Source organism: Lysobacter fragariae (assembly GCF_054779775.1).
The window spans coordinates 1-15,744 of the sequence record NZ_BAAGXP010000023.1 but is presented as its reverse complement, the minus strand read 5'-3'; the positions used below and the strand labels follow the sequence as shown (position 1 = coordinate 15,744).

The window sequence follows — 15,744 nt, the reverse complement described above, 5'->3', positions numbered from 1 at the left end:
AAAGAAATGACGACAACCATCACGGTCATCCGCGGCGACGGCATCGGCCCGGAAATCATGGACGCCACCCTGCACGTGCTCGATTCGATGAATCTCGGCCTGCAGTACGAATTCGCCGACGCGGGCATGGTCGCGCTGGAAAAGCACGGCGAACTGCTGCCGGCAGCCACCATGGACTCGATCCGCAAGAACCGCATCGCGCTGAAATCGCCGCTGACCACGCCGGTGGGCGAGGGCTTCTCTTCGATCAACGTCGAGCTGCGCAAGCGCTTCGACCTGTACGCCAACGTGCGTCCGGCCAAGTCGTTCCCGAACACCAAGTCGCGCTTCCCGTCGGGCGTGGACCTGATCACGGTCCGCGAGAACACCGAAGGCGCCTACATCGGCGAAGGCCAGTCGTTGTCCGAGGACGGCGAGACCGCGCTGCTCACCCAGAAGGTCACGCGCCGCGGTTCCGAGCGCATCGTCCGCTACGCCTTCGAGCTGGCCCGCAAGACCGGTCGCAAGAAGGTCACCGTCGTGCACAAGGCCAACATCCTGAAGTCGACCTCGGGCCTGTTCCTCAAGACCGCACGCGCGGTGGCGACGGAATACCCCGACATCCAGTGCAACGAGATGATCGTCGACAACACCTGCATGCAGCTGGTGATGAAGCCGGAGCAGTTCGACATCATCGTCACCACCAACCTGTTCGGCGACATCATTTCCGACCTGTGCGCCGGTCTGGTCGGCGGCCTGGGCCTCGCTCCTGGCGCGAACATCGGCACCGACGCGGCGATCTTCGAGGCCGTGCACGGCTCCGCGCCGGACATCGCCGGCAAGGGCATCGCCAACCCGTGCGCGCTGCTGCTCGGCGCGGCGCAGATGCTCGACCACCTGGCAATGCCGGAAAAGGCCGAACGCCTGCGTGCAGCGATCATCGCGACGCTGGAAGCCAAGGACTCGCTGACGCCTGACCTGGGCGGCGAAGGCAACACGATGTCCTTCGCGAAGGCGATTGCCAGCCGCGTCTGAGCGGTCAAGCGCATCGACGACGACAGGGGCCTGCGGGCCCCTGTTTCGTTGAGGCTCCACATCGTGCAGACACAAAAAAGGGCGCCATATGGCGCCCTTTTTCATCGCGATGGCGCCAGGTCAGCGGCGCGACTGCAGCTTCGCCAGCAGGCGCAGGAATTCGAGGTACAGCCACACCAGCGTCACCATCAGGCCGAAGGCGCCGTACCACTCCATGTACTTGGGTGCGCCGGCTTCGACACCGGTCTCGATGAAGTCGAAATCCAGCACCAGGTTCAGCGCCGCGATCACCACCACGAACAGGCTGAAACCGATGCCGACGATGCCCGAATCGTGGATCATCGGAATCTTGATGCCGAACAATCCCAGCACCATCGTCGCCAGGTACACCAGGAAGATGCCGCCGGTGGCCGCGACCACGCCGAGCTTGAAGTTTTCCGTCGCCTTGATCAGGCCCGAGCGGTAGGCGAACAACAGCGCGAACAGCGTGCCGAAGGTGAGCAGGACGGCCTGCATCACGATGCCGTTGTACATGTGGTTGTACATCGCCGAGATCGCGCCCAGGAACAGGCCTTCCAGCAGCGCGTACATCGGCGCGGTGATGGGGGACCATTCCTTCTTGAAGGTTGTGATGAGCGCCAGCACCAGCCCACCCAGGGCGCCGCCCAGCATGTATGGCATCAGGCCGGTCGGAACGCCGGCAGCGTCGAAACGGACGTGGCTCCACGCGAACGCCGCGGTCATCACCGACAGCAGGAGAAGGATGCCGGTCTTGTTGACGGTGCCGTTCAGGGTCATGGTGGCGGAATCGCCGCCGCGAACCACCGAGCCGCTACCCAGGTCGAGGAAGGTGGATTCCTTCAGGGTGGGATTGCCGCTGCGCATCATGGGTTTGTTTCCTGCCGGATGGACGATGCGGCGAGCATACACAAGGCCATCGACAGGTCGGTCAGCATTGACAGGGAAGGCGGGGGCAACCAGAATAGCCGGCCTTTCGCAGCGTTTTGCGTGCGACGAAAGTACCGGCTTCGGGGTATAGCTCAGCCTGGTAGAGCGCCAGCTTTGGGAGCTGGATGTCGTGGGTTCGAATCCCTCTGCCCCGACCATCCGCGAACCATCCTGTACAACACGGCGCGTCAGTTAAGATTCGACACTGGCGCCCGTAGCTCAACCGGATAGAGCACCGGCCTTCTAAGCCGGTGGTTGTGGGTTCGAGTCCCGCCGGGCGCGCCAGAAGTATCGAAATATCGCTGTAAAAACCGGTTTTATGGTGGCTGTAGCTCAGCTGGTTAGAGTACTGGATTGTGATTCCAGATGTCGGGGGTTCGAGTCCCCTCAGCCACCCCAGTTTGCGAAGTTGAAAGTGTTTGCTTTACAATTTCGCTCCCAGTTGTATCGGGCCGTTAGCTCAGTTGGTAGAGCAGTTGACTCTTAATCAATAGGTCCAAGGTTCGAATCCTTGACGGCCCACCAGTACAGAAAACGCCCGGCTTGCCGGGCGTTTTCTTTTGTCCAGGTGGCGTGGGTGCGCGGGCTAGAATGGTCGCGATGCGAAAGTGGCGGAATTGGTAGACGCCCTGGATTTAGGTTCCAGTGCCGCAAGGCGTGCGGGTTCGAGTCCCGCCTTTCGCACCAGCCCACCTTGGCAACGAAGTGCCAGAGCGATTGAGCGAGCGCTGGCGAGCGGCCATCTAAATACGCGGGAATTCCATCGCTACCGCTTCGATTCCAGCCTTCGCATGAAGGCCCTTCGCGCCTTCCTTAGATTCGCGCGCTGCGGCGCCGGTTACCTCCGGGTTGCGGCGAGTCCGTTGTGGCACGGTTCGAGTCCCGCCTTCCGGCGCCATCCGCTCGTCCTAGCCCGCAAGCGGGCGAAATCCCAAGGCCAATCCGCGCCGGGACACCCATCCCGGCTTGCCCATCCCCAACTGGCACCGAGCGCCGTAATCGGCCAAACTATCAAGTTCCGCTGGCGGGCCGATTTTGGTGCCCGGCCGGCATCCCACCGTCCCATCCAGCTTTCAAGAAGCGCCCGTGGAAGCAACCGCGAGGCAGCAGGAGTCGTCAGCAATGCAAGTCTCGGTCGAAACCCTGGGCAACCTCGAACGCCGCATGACCTTCAGCCTCCCGGCGGACCGCCTGGAGTCCGTGGTCACTGGCCGCCTGAGCGAAATCGCGCGCGGCGCGAAGATCAAGGGCTTCCGTCCCGGCAAGGTGCCGTCGAAGGTGATCGAGCAGCGCTTCGGTCAGCAGGTCCGTGCCGAGGCCCTGGACGCGATGCTGCGTGAAGGCTTCGGCAACGCCATCCGCGAACACGCACTGCAGATCGCCGGCACGCCGCGCATCGAGCCGGCGACCACGGAAGGCAGCGAGCTGTCCTACGTCGCCACCTTCGAAGTGGTACCGGACTTTGGCGATATCGACGTCACCAAGCTGAACGTCACCCGCAACACCTCGACGGTCGGCGACAGCGACCTGGACGCGATGATCGAGAACCTGCGCCTGCAGCGCCGCACCTGGAATCCGGTCGAGCGCGCCGCCCAGAACGGCGATGCGGTCGAGCTGGAGACCTGGTCGCTGGCTGGCGACGAGCGCGTCCCGGCCGAGGGCTCCGAACGTGGCGCCGCACTGCTGGGCGCCGGCACCATGTTCCCGGCGATCGAGGAAGCCCTGGTGGGCCTCAAGGCCGGCGAATCGAAGGAAGTCGACGTCGACTTCCCGGCCGAGTGGCGCGTGGCCCAGTTCGCCGGTCGCACCGTCAAGGTGCACGTGACCGTGACCAAGGTGTCCGAGCCGGTCCTGCCGGACGTGGACGCTGCCTTCATCAAGAGCTTCGGCATCAAGAGCGGCGACCCGGAGCAGTTCCGCGCCGACATCCGCAGCAACCTCGAGCGCGAAATGAAGGGTGCGCTGATGTCGCGCCTGCGCCTGAACGTGGGCGAGGAACTGATCTCCGCCTACTCGCACGTCGAGATGCCGCCGCGCATCGTCGAGGGCGAGGCCCGCGAAATGGCCCGCCAGGCCGTCGAGCAGGCCCGTCGCCAGGGCCAGTACGTGGCCGAAGTGCCGGCCGACGCCCACCTGGGTTTCATGGAAGCCGCCCGCAAGCGCGTCCTGGTCGGCCTGCTGGTGGGTGAGATCGCCCGCCGCAACGACCTGCGTCTTGATCCGCGCCGCGTCACCGAGACCCTGAAGCTGATCGCCTCGACCTACGAGGAGCCGCAGCAGGTTGTCGAGCTGTACCGCAACGACCAGCAGCTGATGGCCGGCCTGCAGAACCGCGTGATGGAAGAGCAGGTGATCGACTGGATCGCCGAGCGCGCCCAGCACACCGAGCAGGAATTGTCCTTCGCCGAGGCGATCCGCCAGTAACTACCCGGATCTCCGCTTCGCGGAAACCGGAGAAACCTGCATCGAGCGCGGCTCCGGTCGCGCTCGATGCGTTTTTGGGGGGCGCTCTGGAGGGCGCTTCCTGGAAAGTATTGGGAAACAGCTTCGTAATCCGCGCCCGCTGGTGAAAACCGCCACACCTGCCACTTGCGCTGGAGCGGCACAGGCCCCAACTTGCAGTCATCGAACAACCCGACAGGCGTCGCCCGAATGGATAACCGAACCCAAGCCCTGAACCTCGTGCCGATGGTGGTCGAACAGACCAGCCGCGGCGAGCGCGCGTACGACATCTATTCGCGCCTGTTGAAGGAGCGGGTGATCTTCCTGGTCGGGCCGATCGACGACCACGTCGCCAACGTGATCGTGGCGCAGATGCTATTCCTCGAGGCCGAGAACCCCGAGAAGGACATCAGCCTGTACATCAATTCGCCGGGCGGCATCGTCACCGCCGGCATGGCGATCTACGACACCATGCAGTACATCAAGCCGGACGTGAGCACGATCTGCGTCGGCCAGGCGGCCTCGATGGGCGCGCTACTGCTGGCTTCGGGTGCACCGGGCAAGCGTTACGCGCTGCCCAATTCGCGCGTGATGATCCACCAGCCGCTGGGCGGCTTCCAGGGCCAGGCGACGGACATCGACATCCACGCCCGCGAGATCCTGACCCTGCGCCAGAGGCTGAACGAGGTGCTGTCCAAGCACACCGGCCAGGCCCTGGAGACCATCGCCCGGGACACCGAGCGCGACAACTTCAAGAGCGCCGAGGCCGCCCGCGAATATGGGCTGGTCGACCAGGTGCTGGAGCGCCGTCCGGACGAGTCGATCCAGGCCGGCTGACCGCCCGGACGACCGCCGGTCGAAACCCGGCTTCAAAACATTGATTTCGCACACAAAACGGCTTGAAACCCGGGCTGCTGGCGGCCCGGAACGCTGTGGTATTCTCGGGTTGCCGGTCGACCGGCAACCAGCAACACGCAAGGCAGGGGCATGAGCGACGAACGACAAGGCCGCAGTGACAGCAACAAGATCCTTTATTGCTCGTTCTGTGGCAAAAGCCAGCACGAAGTACGCAAGCTGATCGCAGGCCCCAGCGTCTTCATCTGCGACGAGTGCGTAGAGCTGTGCAACGACATCATCCGCGAGGAACTCGAGGAGAAGGCGCAGTCGGCCCGCAGCCACCTGCCCAAGCCGCGCGAGATCCTCGACGTGCTCGACCAGTACGTCATCGGCCAGCAGCGTGCAAAGAAGACGCTCGCCGTGGCCGTGTACAACCACTACAAGCGCATCGAGAGCCGGCAGAAGAACGACGACGTCGAACTGGCGAAGTCGAACATCCTGCTGGTCGGCCCGACCGGTTCGGGCAAGACGCTGCTGGCTGAAACGCTGGCGCGCCTGTTGAACGTGCCGTTCACGATGGCCGATGCCACCACGCTCACCGAAGCCGGCTACGTCGGCGAGGACGTGGAAAACATCATCCAGAAGCTGCTGCAGAAGTGCGACTACGACGTCGAGAAGGCGCAGCAGGGCATCGTCTACATCGACGAGATCGACAAGATCTCGCGCAAGAGCGACAACCCGTCGATAACCCGCGACGTATCCGGCGAAGGCGTGCAGCAGGCGCTGCTGAAGCTGATCGAAGGCACCGTCGCCAGCGTGCCGCCGCAGGGCGGTCGCAAGCATCCGCAGCAGGAATTCCTGCAGGTCGACACGCGCAACATCCTGTTCATCGTCGGCGGCGCGTTCGCCGGCCTGGACAAGATCATCCAGCAGCGTTCGACCGAAGCCGGTGGCATCGGCTTCGGCGCCAAGGTCAAGAGTTCCGCGCGCAAGACCGATGCGAGCAAGGTGCTGGCGGACGTTGAGCCGGAAGACCTGATCAAGTTCGGCCTGATCCCCGAGTTCGTCGGTCGCCTGCCGGTGGTCGCTACGCTCGAGGAGCTGGACGAAGAGGCGCTGGTGACCATCCTCACCGAGCCGAAGAACGCCATCACCAAGCAGTTCAAGAAGCTGTTCGACATGGAAGGCGTGGAACTCGAGTTCCGCCCGGATGCACTGATCGCCATCGCCAAGAAGGCGCTCAAGCGCAAGACCGGCGCGCGCGGCCTGCGCACCATCGTCGAGAGCGTGCTGCTGGACACGATGTACGACCTGCCGTCGCTCGAGAACGTCAGCAAGGTGGTCGTGGACGAGTCCGTGGTCGAGCACAAGTCCGACCCGTACCTGATCTACCAGACCCCGCCGGCCGCGCCCAAGATCGCCGCCGCCGAGTAACTTTTCCGTCGAGCAGTCCGGGTCCGCCCGGCCTGCCGATGCGACCGCCCGTCGCCCATGGTTCCGACCATGGGCGATTGTCGTTTCAGGGCTTGCCTAACTGGCTGATTCGCCGGGTTTTTCACCCGCTTTTGCACGAAGCGTGAACGCTACGGCTTGCATCCTTTCGCGGACAGCCCCATAACCGTGCGAAGCCCGGCCGGCATCGCGCCGGGCGCGCCACCGAATCGATCCATAGGAGCAGCCATGACCGCCACCGACCGCGAAACGATGAACCTGCCGGTATTGCCGTTGCGCGACGTCGTCGTCTTCCCGCACATGGTGATCCCGCTGTTCGTCGGTCGCGACAAGTCGATCCGCGCGCTGGACCTGGCGATGGAATCCGACAAGCGCATCCTGCTGGTCGCGCAGAAATCCGCCGAGACCGACGATCCCGCCGGCAAGGACCTGTTCGAGGTCGGTACGCTCGCGCAGGTGCTGCAACTGCTCAAGCTGCCCGACGGCACGATCAAGGTGCTGGTGGAAGGCGTCTCGCGCGTCACGGTCGACCAGGTCGGCGAACGCGACGGTGCGCTCGCCGGCCACGCGCAGGTCGTCGAGCCCGTCCTGGATCGCGACGAGCGCGAGCTCGATGCCATCACGCGTTCGCTGATGGGCCTGTTCGAGCAGTACGTGAAGACCAACCGCAAGCTGCCGCCGGAACTGATGCAGACGCTCTCCGGCATCGACGAGCCCGGTCGCCTGTCCGACACCATCGCCGCCCACCTGGGAGTGCGCATCAGCGACAAGCAGAAGCTGCTGGAGACGCACGCCGTCGGTGCGCGCCTGGAGCAGCTGGTTGGCCTGGTTGATGGCGAGATCGACGTGCAGCAGCTGGAAAAGCGCATTCGCGGCCGCGTGAAGTCGCAGATGGAGAAGAGCCAGCGCGAGTACTACCTCAACGAGCAGATGAAGGCGATCCAGAAGGAGCTCGGCGAGATCGACGATGCACCCAACGACGTCGACGAACTGACCCGCAAGATCGCCGAGGCCGGCATGCCCAAGCCGGTGGAAACCAAGGCGCGCAATGAACTCAACAAGCTCAAGCAGATGTCGCCGATGTCAGCCGAAGCCGCCGTCGTGCGCAACTACCTCGACTGGTTGCTGGGCGTGCCGTGGAAGAAGCGCAGCAAGATCCGCAAGGACCTCAAGGCCGCGCAGGACGTGCTCGACGCCGACCATTTCGGCCTGGAGAAAGTGAAGGAACGCATCCTCGAATACCTCGCGGTGCAGACCCGCGTGAAGAACATGAAGGGCGCGATCCTGTGCCTGGTCGGACCGCCGGGCGTGGGCAAGACCTCGCTGGGCCAGTCGATCGCCAAGGCGACCAACCGCAAGTTCGTGCGCATGTCGCTCGGCGGCGTGCGCGACGAAGCCGAGATCCGCGGGCATCGCCGCACCTACGTCGGTTCGATGCCGGGCCGCATCGTGCAGAATCTCAACAAGGTCGGCAGCAAGAATCCGCTGTTCGTGCTGGACGAGATCGACAAGATGTCGATGGACTTCCGCGGCGATCCGTCGTCGGCACTGCTTGAGGTGCTCGATCCGGAGCAGAACAACGCCTTCAACGACCACTACCTCGAAGTCGACCTCGACCTGTCCGAGGTGATGTTCGTCGCCACGTCCAATTCGCTGAACATCCCCGGCCCGCTGCTCGATCGCATGGAAGTGATCCGCATCCCGGGTTACACCGAGGAAGAGAAGCTCAACATCGCCATGCGTTACCTGCTGCCCAAGCAGATCAAGGCGAACGGGCTGAAACCCGAAGAGGTCAAGATCGCAGACGATGCGGTGCAGGACATCGTGCGCTACTACACGCGCGAATCCGGCGTGCGCAACCTGGAGCGCGAGATCTCCAAGATCTGCCGCAAGGTGGTGAAGGAAATCGCCCTTGCCGGCCCGGTGAAGACGAAGAAGGGCGGCAAGCCCAAGGCGCTCGCCGTGACTTCGAAGAACCTCGACAAGTACCTGGGCGTGCGCCGTTTCGATTTCGGTCGCATCGAGGAACAGAGCGAGATCGGCCTCGTCACCGGCCTGGCCTGGACCGAAGTCGGCGGCGACCTGCTGCAGGTCGAATCCACGCTGGTGCCGGGCAAGGGCCAGCTGCTGCTGACCGGCCAGCTGGGCGACGTGATGAAGGAGTCCGCGTCGGCTGCATTGTCGGTCGTGCGTGCGCGTACCGATCGCCTTGGCATCGACCTCGACTTCCTGCAGAAGTACGACATCCACGTGCACGTGCCGGAAGGCGCGACACCGAAGGACGGTCCCAGCGCGGGCATCGCGATGGCCACGGCACTCGTGTCGATGCTGACCAAGAACCCGGTCAAGGCCGACGTGGCGATGACCGGCGAGATCACGCTGCGCGGCAAGGTGCTTGGCATTGGCGGACTCAAGGAAAAACTGCTCGCCGCGCTGCGCGGTGGCATCCGCACGGTGATCATCCCGGACGAGAACAAGAAGGACCTGGTCGACCTGCCCAAGGCCGTGACGGAAGGCATGAAGATCGTCACCGCGAAGTGGATCGACGAGGTGCTGGATGTCGCCCTGGAGCGCCCGCTCGCACCGACGCCGGCCATTCCGCCGGCCGAGTTGCCCGTCGCCGAGGGCGCAGCCAAAGCCGGCCAGGTCGACGTCAAGCATTGACGTTGGCATTGCCTTCCTGCGCCTCCACGGAGGTGCAGGAATCGCGGAAAACAGCCTTGAAAGCCGCATGAAACCGGACTTTCGAGCTTGCTACACCGGGGGGGCACTGGTATAACGCAGGCTGCCGATCGCCCGCCGCACCGTCATCAACAACGGCCACGCGCGCTGCACGCGGCGTCTCCCACAATGGAGGCGCGTCCTGCACCGGCCATCCGAATTTTCATGCACATGCGGCACCACGCCGCACAGGGAGTCCATACGAATGAACAAGGCCGACTTTGTTGCCGCCGTCGCCGACGCCGCAGAACTCACCAAGACCGACGCAGGCAAGGCGGTTGACGCGATCATCGCCGTCATCACCAAGACGCTGAAGAAGGGCGACAACGTGACGCTCGTCGGCTTCGGTACGTTCCAGGTGCGCGCTCGCGAAGCCCGTACCGGTCGCAACCCCAAGACCAAGGAGCCGATCAACATCCCGGCTTCGAACAACCCGTCGTTCAAGGCCGGCAAGGCGCTGAAGGATGCGGTGAACTGAGGTTCCCGACAGTTTGTTCCAGGCGCATCGCCTGCAAGAAGCCCGGCTGACGCCGGGCTTTTTTGTTGGGGCTGCGTCGGCGGGCTATAATCCCGCCCCCTTGGGTGCTTAGCTCAGCGGTAGAGCGTCTCCTTTACACGGAGAGGGTCGGGGGTTCGAAACCCTCAGCACCCACCAAGGTAAAAAATTGCAGGTCGGGTGTTGCGCTGCGCAATTTCGGCCTGTATTATTTTTGTCTCAGCGCGGAGTGGTAGTTCAGTCGGTTAGAATGCTGGCCTGTCACGCCGGAGGTCGCGGGTTCGAGTCCCGTCCACTCCGCCATTTACAAATGAAACGCCCGCAGTTTTCGACTCGCGGGCGTTTCGCTTTTTACGGCTTCGACGCCCGCCGGAAGGGGCATCCCCGGATGGGAATGCGGGTGGCCGCGACAGGCGGCGGCCTGGCATTGCCGCGGATGCTCGACGGCGGGCCGAGGCCCGCCCTACACTGCGCGGCTACCGTATCGACAGACCGGCCCACCATGCTGCAAGCCCTTCGCGACAAGACCTCAGGCTGGATCGCTACCGTGATCCTCGGCCTGATGTGCATTCCCTTCGCCCTGTGGGGCATCAACGACTACACCACGCAGAGCCGCGAGGACTACGCCGCGCGCGTCGATGCGCCGCCCACGTGGTGGCCGAACGCGCCGCACTGGTGGCCGGTGTCGATGCTTTGGGACCACGAGGAAGTCAGCCGCTCCGACTTCACCACCGCGTTCCAGAACGAGCGCAGCCGCCAGGCCGCGCAGCAGGGTGAAGCGTTCGACGCGCGCGAGTTCGAGAGCATCGCCAACAAGCACGAGATCCTCGAGCGCCTGATCGACCAGCGCGTGCAGAAACTGGCGGCGAGCAACGCGGGCATCGTCGTCAACGACGCCCTCGTGCAGAAGACGATCATGGAGATCCCGGCGTTCCAGGTCGAAGGCAAGTTCAGCTACGACCGCTACCGCCTGGCGCTGCAACAGCAGCAGCAGACCGAACAGCAGTTCGAGCAGCGCGTGCGCGAAGGCCTGCAGGAATCGCTGGTTGAAACCGCCGTGGCCGACAGTGGCTTCCTGACCACCGGCGAGATGGATCGCCTGATCAGGACCATGTACGAAACCCGCGATGCCAGCATCCTGATGTTGCCGCCAGTGCCGACCGACCGCACCGCAGCGGTCAGCGACGCGGACATCAAGTCGTGGTTCGACGCGCACGCGGCGCAGTACCGCGCGCCGGAGAGCGTCTCGCTGGAATACGTCGAGATCAACGCCGCCGACCTGCCGTTGCCGCCGATCGACGAAGCCGCGCTGCACGCGCGCTACGACAACGAGAAGAAGAAGTTCACCGAACAGGAACAGCGCCTGGCTTCGCACATCCTGATCGCGGTCGATGCCAAGGCGGACGCCGCCACGCAGAAGGCCGCCGCCGACAAGGCGAAGCTACTGGCTGCGCAGGCCAAGGCGCCGGGCGCCGACTTTGCCGCACTCGCCATGGCCAACAGCGACGACCCGGGCTCCAAGGCCAGCGGCGGCGACCTGGGCTGGAACGCCAAGGGCGTGATGGTGCCGGAGTTCGATACGGCGATGTTCGCGATGCAGAAGGGCGAAGTCAGCGAGCCAGTGAAGACGCAATACGGCTGGCACATCATCCAGCTGCGCGACATCAAGGGTTCGCAGCAGCAGTCGTTCGAACAGGTGCGCGAGCAGCTGGTGCGCCAGGAATCCGAAGGTGCACGCGAGCGTGCCTTCAATGACCTGACCGGCAAGCTGGTCGACCTGACGCTGAAGAATCCTTCGTCGCTGGGGCCGTCGGCCTCCGCGCTGGACATGCCGGTGCAGCAGGTGGGCCCGGTGGCGCGCAATGCCAACGAAGGCATCCTGGCCAACGCGGCAGTGAAGCGTGCCGCCTTCGATCCTTCGCGCATCCAGAGCGGCACGATCAGCGAACCCATCGAGATCGGCGAGAACCACAGCGTGCTGATCCGCGTGACCGCGCATACCGACGAGCGCGCGCTGCCGCTGGCAACGGTCCGGGACAGCGTGATCAAGGCCGTGCAGGACGATCGCGCGGCCAAGGCCGCCGAGAAGGATGCCGACGCCCTGATCGCGCGCATCCGTGCCGGTGAATCGCTGGCCGCGATCGCCGCCGAGCGCAAGCTGCCGCCGCCGAACGTGTTGCCCAAGGTCCAGCGCGGCATGCCGATCCCCGACGCCAGCGTGTCCGAAGCGATCTTCGTCACGGCGCCGCCGGCGGCCGGCAAGGTCTCGCCGGGCAAGGTCGCGCTGAAGGGCGCGGCGATTTTCCTGTTCACCGTCGACAAGGTCACGCCGGGCGATGTGGCCAGCGTGCCGGCGGCCCAGCGCGAACAGATGCAGGGACAGGTCGCGCAGGTCGGCGCCGATTCGCAGATCAAGGCGATGGTGCAGGCGTTGCGCGCGAAGATGAAGGTGAAGGTGGCCGAGCAGAACCTGTAAGGCTCGCTTCACGAGTGATCGAAGGGCCCGGCAATGCCGGGCCCTTTGCGTTTGTGGCAGTCGATGCGTCCGCTGTCCCGGAAGGCCTGTGGGCTTGCCTCCAGCATGCCGACGGTCCCGCGCTCATGCGGTCGCGTCACGCGCGCGTCCATGCGACGTGAAACCTGTGCGTACCTTGCGGTTTGCGTTGAAAATTCTTGTCGTGCGCGCATTGGCCTGTCGGATTCGCGCGCAAGCGGCTCTCGTTCGTCGCGTTCGACAACGCCATCGTCGCTTCCGGGAATTGTCCCGAAGGAGATCGACATGAAGACGAATTCGATTCTGCACCGCCACGCGCTGGCGACGGCTGCGCTGCTTGCCTGCACCGCATTTTCCGCCTTGCCCGCGGCCGCGCAGGATGCAGCCGGTTGCGCACGCCAGTTCGAGGTCGCACAGCGCACGGACATGGAGTCCTTCCGCGATTTCGACGCGGAGACCTTCCGCGCCGGCCATGACGAACGCGCGGTGACGGTGTTCGCGAGCGGCGCCAGGCGCGCCGGCATCGACGCGATCATGGCGGCGCTGGCCTCGCACTTCCAGAGCCGCAATGCGGTGTGGAGCTGGACCGAACTGCATCGCGTCGTGGACGGTTGCCGCTCGGCCTACATCCTGTACGACACCGTGTACGAGATTCCCTCGATCGGCTTCCGCCAGCACGCGCTTACCGGCGTCACCTACAGCCACGTGGGCGACCATTGGTTGTCCATCTCGGACCAGAGCACGCGGTTGCCGTGATTCCGACACGGGCGCGGGCGGTGGATCCGCCGCTGCCTGCGCCCGAGATCAAACAACGCAATCGCGCGGTGCTGGCGAAACCAGAGCGCCACTACACGTGATCTGGCGTTGCGTGGCTGGACGGCGGGTCGAGACCCGCCCTACGCATCGTGGATTCAATCGCAAGTTGCGCATTCGTAGGGCGGGTTCTAACCCGCCATGCGCAAGTCGATAACTCGGAACTGTCATTCCGAACGCAGTGAGGAATCCTGCAAATCAACCGCATGGATTTCTCGCGTCGTTCGAATTGACGGTTGTCCAGGGGGCTCCCTAAGGAACCTCTGAACAACTCAGTTTTTTGTCATCCCGAGTACAGCGAGGGATCTGCTTTCCCAAGCAGAAACAACAGGTCCCTCGCTGCGCTCGGGATGACATCCGAATCATTCACAGACTCCCTAACGCACCTGGAAGTGGAACGTGCGCGACGGCCCCTTCGCGACGGTGACCTTGATCGTGTAGTCGCCCCGCGGATCCCCGGGTTCGATCTGCCAGGCGTTGACGATCACCCCGCTGGCAGCGCCAACCTCGCGCTGCGTGACCACGGTGCGCGGATCGGTGGACGCCTCGCGCCTGCCGATGCGTTCCACGCCCCAGGTCGCCGGTGCGGCTGGCAGGGTGAGTTCCTCGCGCCATTGGATCCGCGCCTGCGCAGGATGCACGTGGATCAGCCAGCCGTAGCGTTGGCCGACCGCGAACGGGACGACATCGGTGGGAATGAAGCGGGTGCTTCCGCGTGCCGGCGTCCAGAACACGCCGAATGTCGCGCTGGTGATCGTGACGTGGGGCGGCTGCCGCTGCCCGCAGCCGGCAAGCAGGGCGCACGCCAGCACCACGCATCCCAGTGCCATGCGGATGGGTGGCATGCGGATCGAAAGCGTGCGGATCACAAGCGCGCGTGCGATCGCCCGCCACGCCAGCACCCTGTGCACGCGCTGGCGCGATGTTGCCGGGTGCCCACGCCTTCTTGATGCAGGCCAGTCCATCGCAGTGACTCGAAACCCTCATCAAAGTGAAGAGGTGTTCGCGCACGCTGGAGGTCACATCGATCCAGCGCAGCCCCGGCTTGTTGCGTGAAACCTGCGGGCCACGCCGGGTGCCGCGGCCCGCAGTGCGGGTTACTCGCTGTCGAGTCCGGTCATGCCGAGGATGTTGTAGCCGGCATCGACGTAGGTGACTTCACCGGTCACGCCGGCCGAGAGGTCCGAGCAGAGGAAGGCGGCAACATTGCCGACGTCCTCGATGGTGACCGTGCGACGCAGCGGCGCGTTCTCTTCGACATGGCCGAGGATCTTGCGGAAGCCGGCGATGCCCGCGGCGGCCAGCGTCTTGATCGGGCCGGCGGAGATCGCGTTCACGCGCGTGCCTTCCGGGCCCAGGTTGTAGGCGAGGTAGCGCACGGTGGCTTCCAGGCTGGCCTTGGCCACGCCCATCACGTTGTAGCCGGCCAGCGCGCGTTCGGCGCCCAGGTAGCTCAGGGTGAGGATCGAACCGTTGCGACCCTGCATCTGCGGGCGCGCAGCCTTGGCCATCGCGGCGAGCGAGTAGGCCGAGATGTCGTGGGCGACGGCGAAGTTCTCGCGCGTCAGGCCATCGAGGAACTGCCCGGCGATGGCTTCGCGCGGCGCGTAGGCGATGGCGTGGACCAGGATGTCGAAGCCGTCCGTCCAGTGCTTGCCCAGCTCGGTGAAGCACGCGGCGATCTGCTCGTCGCTGGCGACGTCGAGCGGGATCACGATGTCGCTGCCGTATTCCGCCGCGGCCTTCTCGACGCGCGACTTGAGCTTGTCGGTCTGGTAGGTGAACGCGAGCTGCGCACCCTCGCGGTGCATGGCCTCGGCGATGCCGCTGGCGATGGAGCGTTCGCTGGCGATGCCGGTGATCAGTGCGCGCTTGCCTTGCAGGAAACCCATCGATTCGTCCTCGTATATGCGCCGCACGTGGGGCGGCTTGAGCAAAGGCTCTAGTGTACCCGGGCCGGCGGGGAGGACCGGGAGCCAAGAGGGCGGTAGGGCGGGTCTTGACCCGCCGTCCGGGCCGCTGGACAGCCGGATAACCGGGCCATCCCGACGTCCGCGAGGACTTCACGCCACGTCAAAACGCCCCCCCGAGTCGTCTGCGAGGTCTCCCCACCACGTCGAAACGATCCCCTGAGACGTCGTGAAGGTCTGCCAACCACATCGAAACGACTTCCTGAGTCGTCTGCGAGGTCTGCCAACCACGTCGAAACGACTTCCTGAGATGTCGCGAAGGTCTCCCCACCACATCAAAACGACTCCCCGAGTCGTCTGCGAGGTCTACCAACCACGTCGAAACGACTGCCTGAGACGCCGCGAAGGTCTTCCCACCACGTCAAAACGACTTCCCGGGTCCGCCGGGGTGTCTCCATCATCCGGGTGCCGATGACAGAAGTTCAGAGGCCTTTGTGATGCCCAAAAAACAAGGCTCTGTTCGCGTTGGCTAGGGATGAAGTCAGACCGAGATTGCCAAGGCCAGCAGTGACGCGGCCTTGGCGCCGGATTGAGCATTCCGGTCGAGCGCCCGGAAC

Annotated in this window: 12 protein-coding genes and 7 tRNA genes; 15 read left to right on the top strand and 4 right to left on the bottom strand. The window is 64.6% G+C overall.

The window, feature by feature from the left end:
* Positions 1-6: 6 nt before the first annotated feature.
* The gene (locus ACYVD7_RS14470; protein ID WP_460764603.1) at positions 7-1,014 is read left to right on the top strand and encodes an isocitrate dehydrogenase; all 1,008 of its coding nucleotides are present in this window, start codon (positions 7-9) and stop codon (positions 1,012-1,014) included.
* Between the two features lie 120 nt (positions 1,015-1,134).
* Here ACYVD7_RS14470 and ACYVD7_RS14465 read toward each other — a convergent pair whose 3' ends face one another.
* Positions 1,135-1,902 carry a Bax inhibitor-1/YccA family protein gene (locus ACYVD7_RS14465; RefSeq protein ID WP_460764601.1) on the bottom strand — a complete coding sequence of 256 codons (768 nt, stop codon included), beginning with the start codon at positions 1,900-1,902 and terminating at the stop codon, positions 1,135-1,137.
* 141 nt (positions 1,903-2,043) lie between these two features.
* On the opposite strand from ACYVD7_RS14465, the gene ACYVD7_RS14460 reads away from it, so the two are divergent.
* From ACYVD7_RS14460 to ACYVD7_RS14400, 13 genes are all read left to right on the top strand, one after another.
* Positions 2,044-2,120: transfer RNA gene (locus tag ACYVD7_RS14460), tRNA-Pro, on the top strand.
* Positions 2,121-2,170: 50 nt separating this feature from the next.
* Positions 2,171-2,247 (top strand) — tRNA-Arg (locus tag ACYVD7_RS14455).
* A 37-nt stretch (positions 2,248-2,284) separates the two neighbouring features.
* Positions 2,285-2,361 (top strand) — tRNA-His (locus ACYVD7_RS14450).
* Between the two features lie 50 nt (positions 2,362-2,411).
* Positions 2,412-2,487 (top strand) — tRNA-Lys (locus ACYVD7_RS14445).
* Between the two features lie 77 nt (positions 2,488-2,564).
* Positions 2,565-2,649, top strand: a tRNA-Leu gene (locus ACYVD7_RS14440).
* 435 nt (positions 2,650-3,084) lie between these two features.
* A complete protein-coding gene (gene tig, locus ACYVD7_RS14435; protein WP_460764599.1) occupies positions 3,085-4,386 on the top strand; it encodes a trigger factor in 1,302 nt (433 codons plus the stop codon).
* Between the two features lie 228 nt (positions 4,387-4,614).
* Positions 4,615-5,241, top strand: coding sequence for an ATP-dependent Clp endopeptidase proteolytic subunit ClpP (gene clpP / locus ACYVD7_RS14430; RefSeq protein WP_460764597.1), 627 nt, complete (start codon positions 4,615-4,617; stop codon positions 5,239-5,241).
* A gap of 150 nt (positions 5,242-5,391) precedes the next feature.
* Positions 5,392-6,675 carry an ATP-dependent Clp protease ATP-binding subunit ClpX gene (gene clpX, locus ACYVD7_RS14425; protein WP_460764595.1) on the top strand — a complete coding sequence of 428 codons (1,284 nt, stop codon included), beginning with the start codon at positions 5,392-5,394 and terminating at the stop codon, positions 6,673-6,675.
* 246 nt (positions 6,676-6,921) lie between these two features.
* Complete coding sequence (gene lon, locus ACYVD7_RS14420) at positions 6,922-9,357, top strand: endopeptidase La (RefSeq protein ID WP_460764593.1); 2,436 nt, start codon at positions 6,922-6,924, stop codon at positions 9,355-9,357.
* Positions 9,358-9,619: 262 nt separating this feature from the next.
* Positions 9,620-9,892: an HU family DNA-binding protein gene (locus ACYVD7_RS14415; protein ID WP_460764591.1), complete on the top strand. Its 273-nt coding sequence runs from the start codon at positions 9,620-9,622 to the stop codon at positions 9,890-9,892.
* Positions 9,893-9,994: 102 nt separating this feature from the next.
* Positions 9,995-10,069: transfer RNA gene (locus ACYVD7_RS14410), tRNA-Val, on the top strand.
* 67 nt (positions 10,070-10,136) lie between these two features.
* Positions 10,137-10,213 (top strand) — tRNA-Asp (locus tag ACYVD7_RS14405).
* A 199-nt stretch (positions 10,214-10,412) separates the two neighbouring features.
* Positions 10,413-12,386: a SurA N-terminal domain-containing protein gene (locus ACYVD7_RS14400; RefSeq protein WP_460764589.1), complete on the top strand. Its 1,974-nt coding sequence runs from the start codon at positions 10,413-10,415 to the stop codon at positions 12,384-12,386.
* Between the two features lie 8 nt (positions 12,387-12,394).
* Here the strand turns inward: ACYVD7_RS14400 and ACYVD7_RS14395 are convergent, their stop codons facing one another.
* Positions 12,395-12,691, bottom strand: a complete 297-nt coding sequence (locus tag ACYVD7_RS14395; protein WP_460764587.1) for a hypothetical protein — start codon at positions 12,689-12,691, stop codon at positions 12,395-12,397.
* Here ACYVD7_RS14395 and ACYVD7_RS14390 point away from each other — a divergent pair.
* A complete protein-coding gene (locus tag ACYVD7_RS14390) occupies positions 12,690-13,160 on the top strand; it encodes a hypothetical protein (RefSeq protein ID WP_460764585.1) in 471 nt (156 codons plus the stop codon). The genes ACYVD7_RS14395 and ACYVD7_RS14390 overlap by 2 nt on opposite strands.
* Positions 13,161-13,594: 434 nt before the next feature.
* Here ACYVD7_RS14390 and ACYVD7_RS14385 read toward each other — a convergent pair whose 3' ends face one another.
* Together ACYVD7_RS14385 and ACYVD7_RS14380 are read right to left on the bottom strand one after the other, a co-directional pair.
* Complete coding sequence (locus ACYVD7_RS14385) at positions 13,595-14,047, bottom strand: hypothetical protein (RefSeq protein WP_460764584.1); 453 nt, start codon at positions 14,045-14,047, stop codon at positions 13,595-13,597.
* A 267-nt stretch (positions 14,048-14,314) separates the two neighbouring features.
* Entirely contained in the window at positions 14,315-15,109 is a 795-nt protein-coding gene (locus ACYVD7_RS14380; protein ID WP_460764582.1) for an enoyl-ACP reductase FabI, read from the bottom strand.
* Positions 15,110-15,744 lie beyond the last annotated feature (635 nt).

What these genes read in the sequence shown, in the direction of transcription:
- ACYVD7_RS14470 (WP_460764603.1), top strand. Translation starts at nt 7, where the DNA reads ATGACGACAACCATCACGGTCATCCGCGGCGACGGCATCGGCCCGGAA.
- ACYVD7_RS14465 (WP_460764601.1), bottom strand. Translation starts at nt 1,902, where the DNA reads ATGATGCGCAGCGGCAATCCCACCCTGAAGGAATCCACCTTCCTCGAC.
- tig (WP_460764599.1), top strand. Translation starts at nt 3,085, where the DNA reads ATGCAAGTCTCGGTCGAAACCCTGGGCAACCTCGAACGCCGCATGACC.
- clpP (WP_460764597.1), top strand. Translation starts at nt 4,615, where the DNA reads ATGGATAACCGAACCCAAGCCCTGAACCTCGTGCCGATGGTGGTCGAA.
- clpX (WP_460764595.1), top strand. Translation starts at nt 5,392, where the DNA reads ATGAGCGACGAACGACAAGGCCGCAGTGACAGCAACAAGATCCTTTAT.
- lon (WP_460764593.1), top strand. Translation starts at nt 6,922, where the DNA reads ATGACCGCCACCGACCGCGAAACGATGAACCTGCCGGTATTGCCGTTG.
- ACYVD7_RS14415 (WP_460764591.1), top strand. Translation starts at nt 9,620, where the DNA reads ATGAACAAGGCCGACTTTGTTGCCGCCGTCGCCGACGCCGCAGAACTC.
- ACYVD7_RS14400 (WP_460764589.1), top strand. Translation starts at nt 10,413, where the DNA reads ATGCTGCAAGCCCTTCGCGACAAGACCTCAGGCTGGATCGCTACCGTG.
- ACYVD7_RS14390 (WP_460764585.1), top strand. Translation starts at nt 12,690, where the DNA reads ATGAAGACGAATTCGATTCTGCACCGCCACGCGCTGGCGACGGCTGCG.
- ACYVD7_RS14395 (WP_460764587.1), bottom strand. Translation starts at nt 12,691, where the DNA reads ATGTCGATCTCCTTCGGGACAATTCCCGGAAGCGACGATGGCGTTGTC.
- ACYVD7_RS14385 (WP_460764584.1), bottom strand. Translation starts at nt 14,047, where the DNA reads ATGGCACTGGGATGCGTGGTGCTGGCGTGCGCCCTGCTTGCCGGCTGC.
- ACYVD7_RS14380 (WP_460764582.1), bottom strand. Translation starts at nt 15,109, where the DNA reads ATGGGTTTCCTGCAAGGCAAGCGCGCACTGATCACCGGCATCGCCAGC.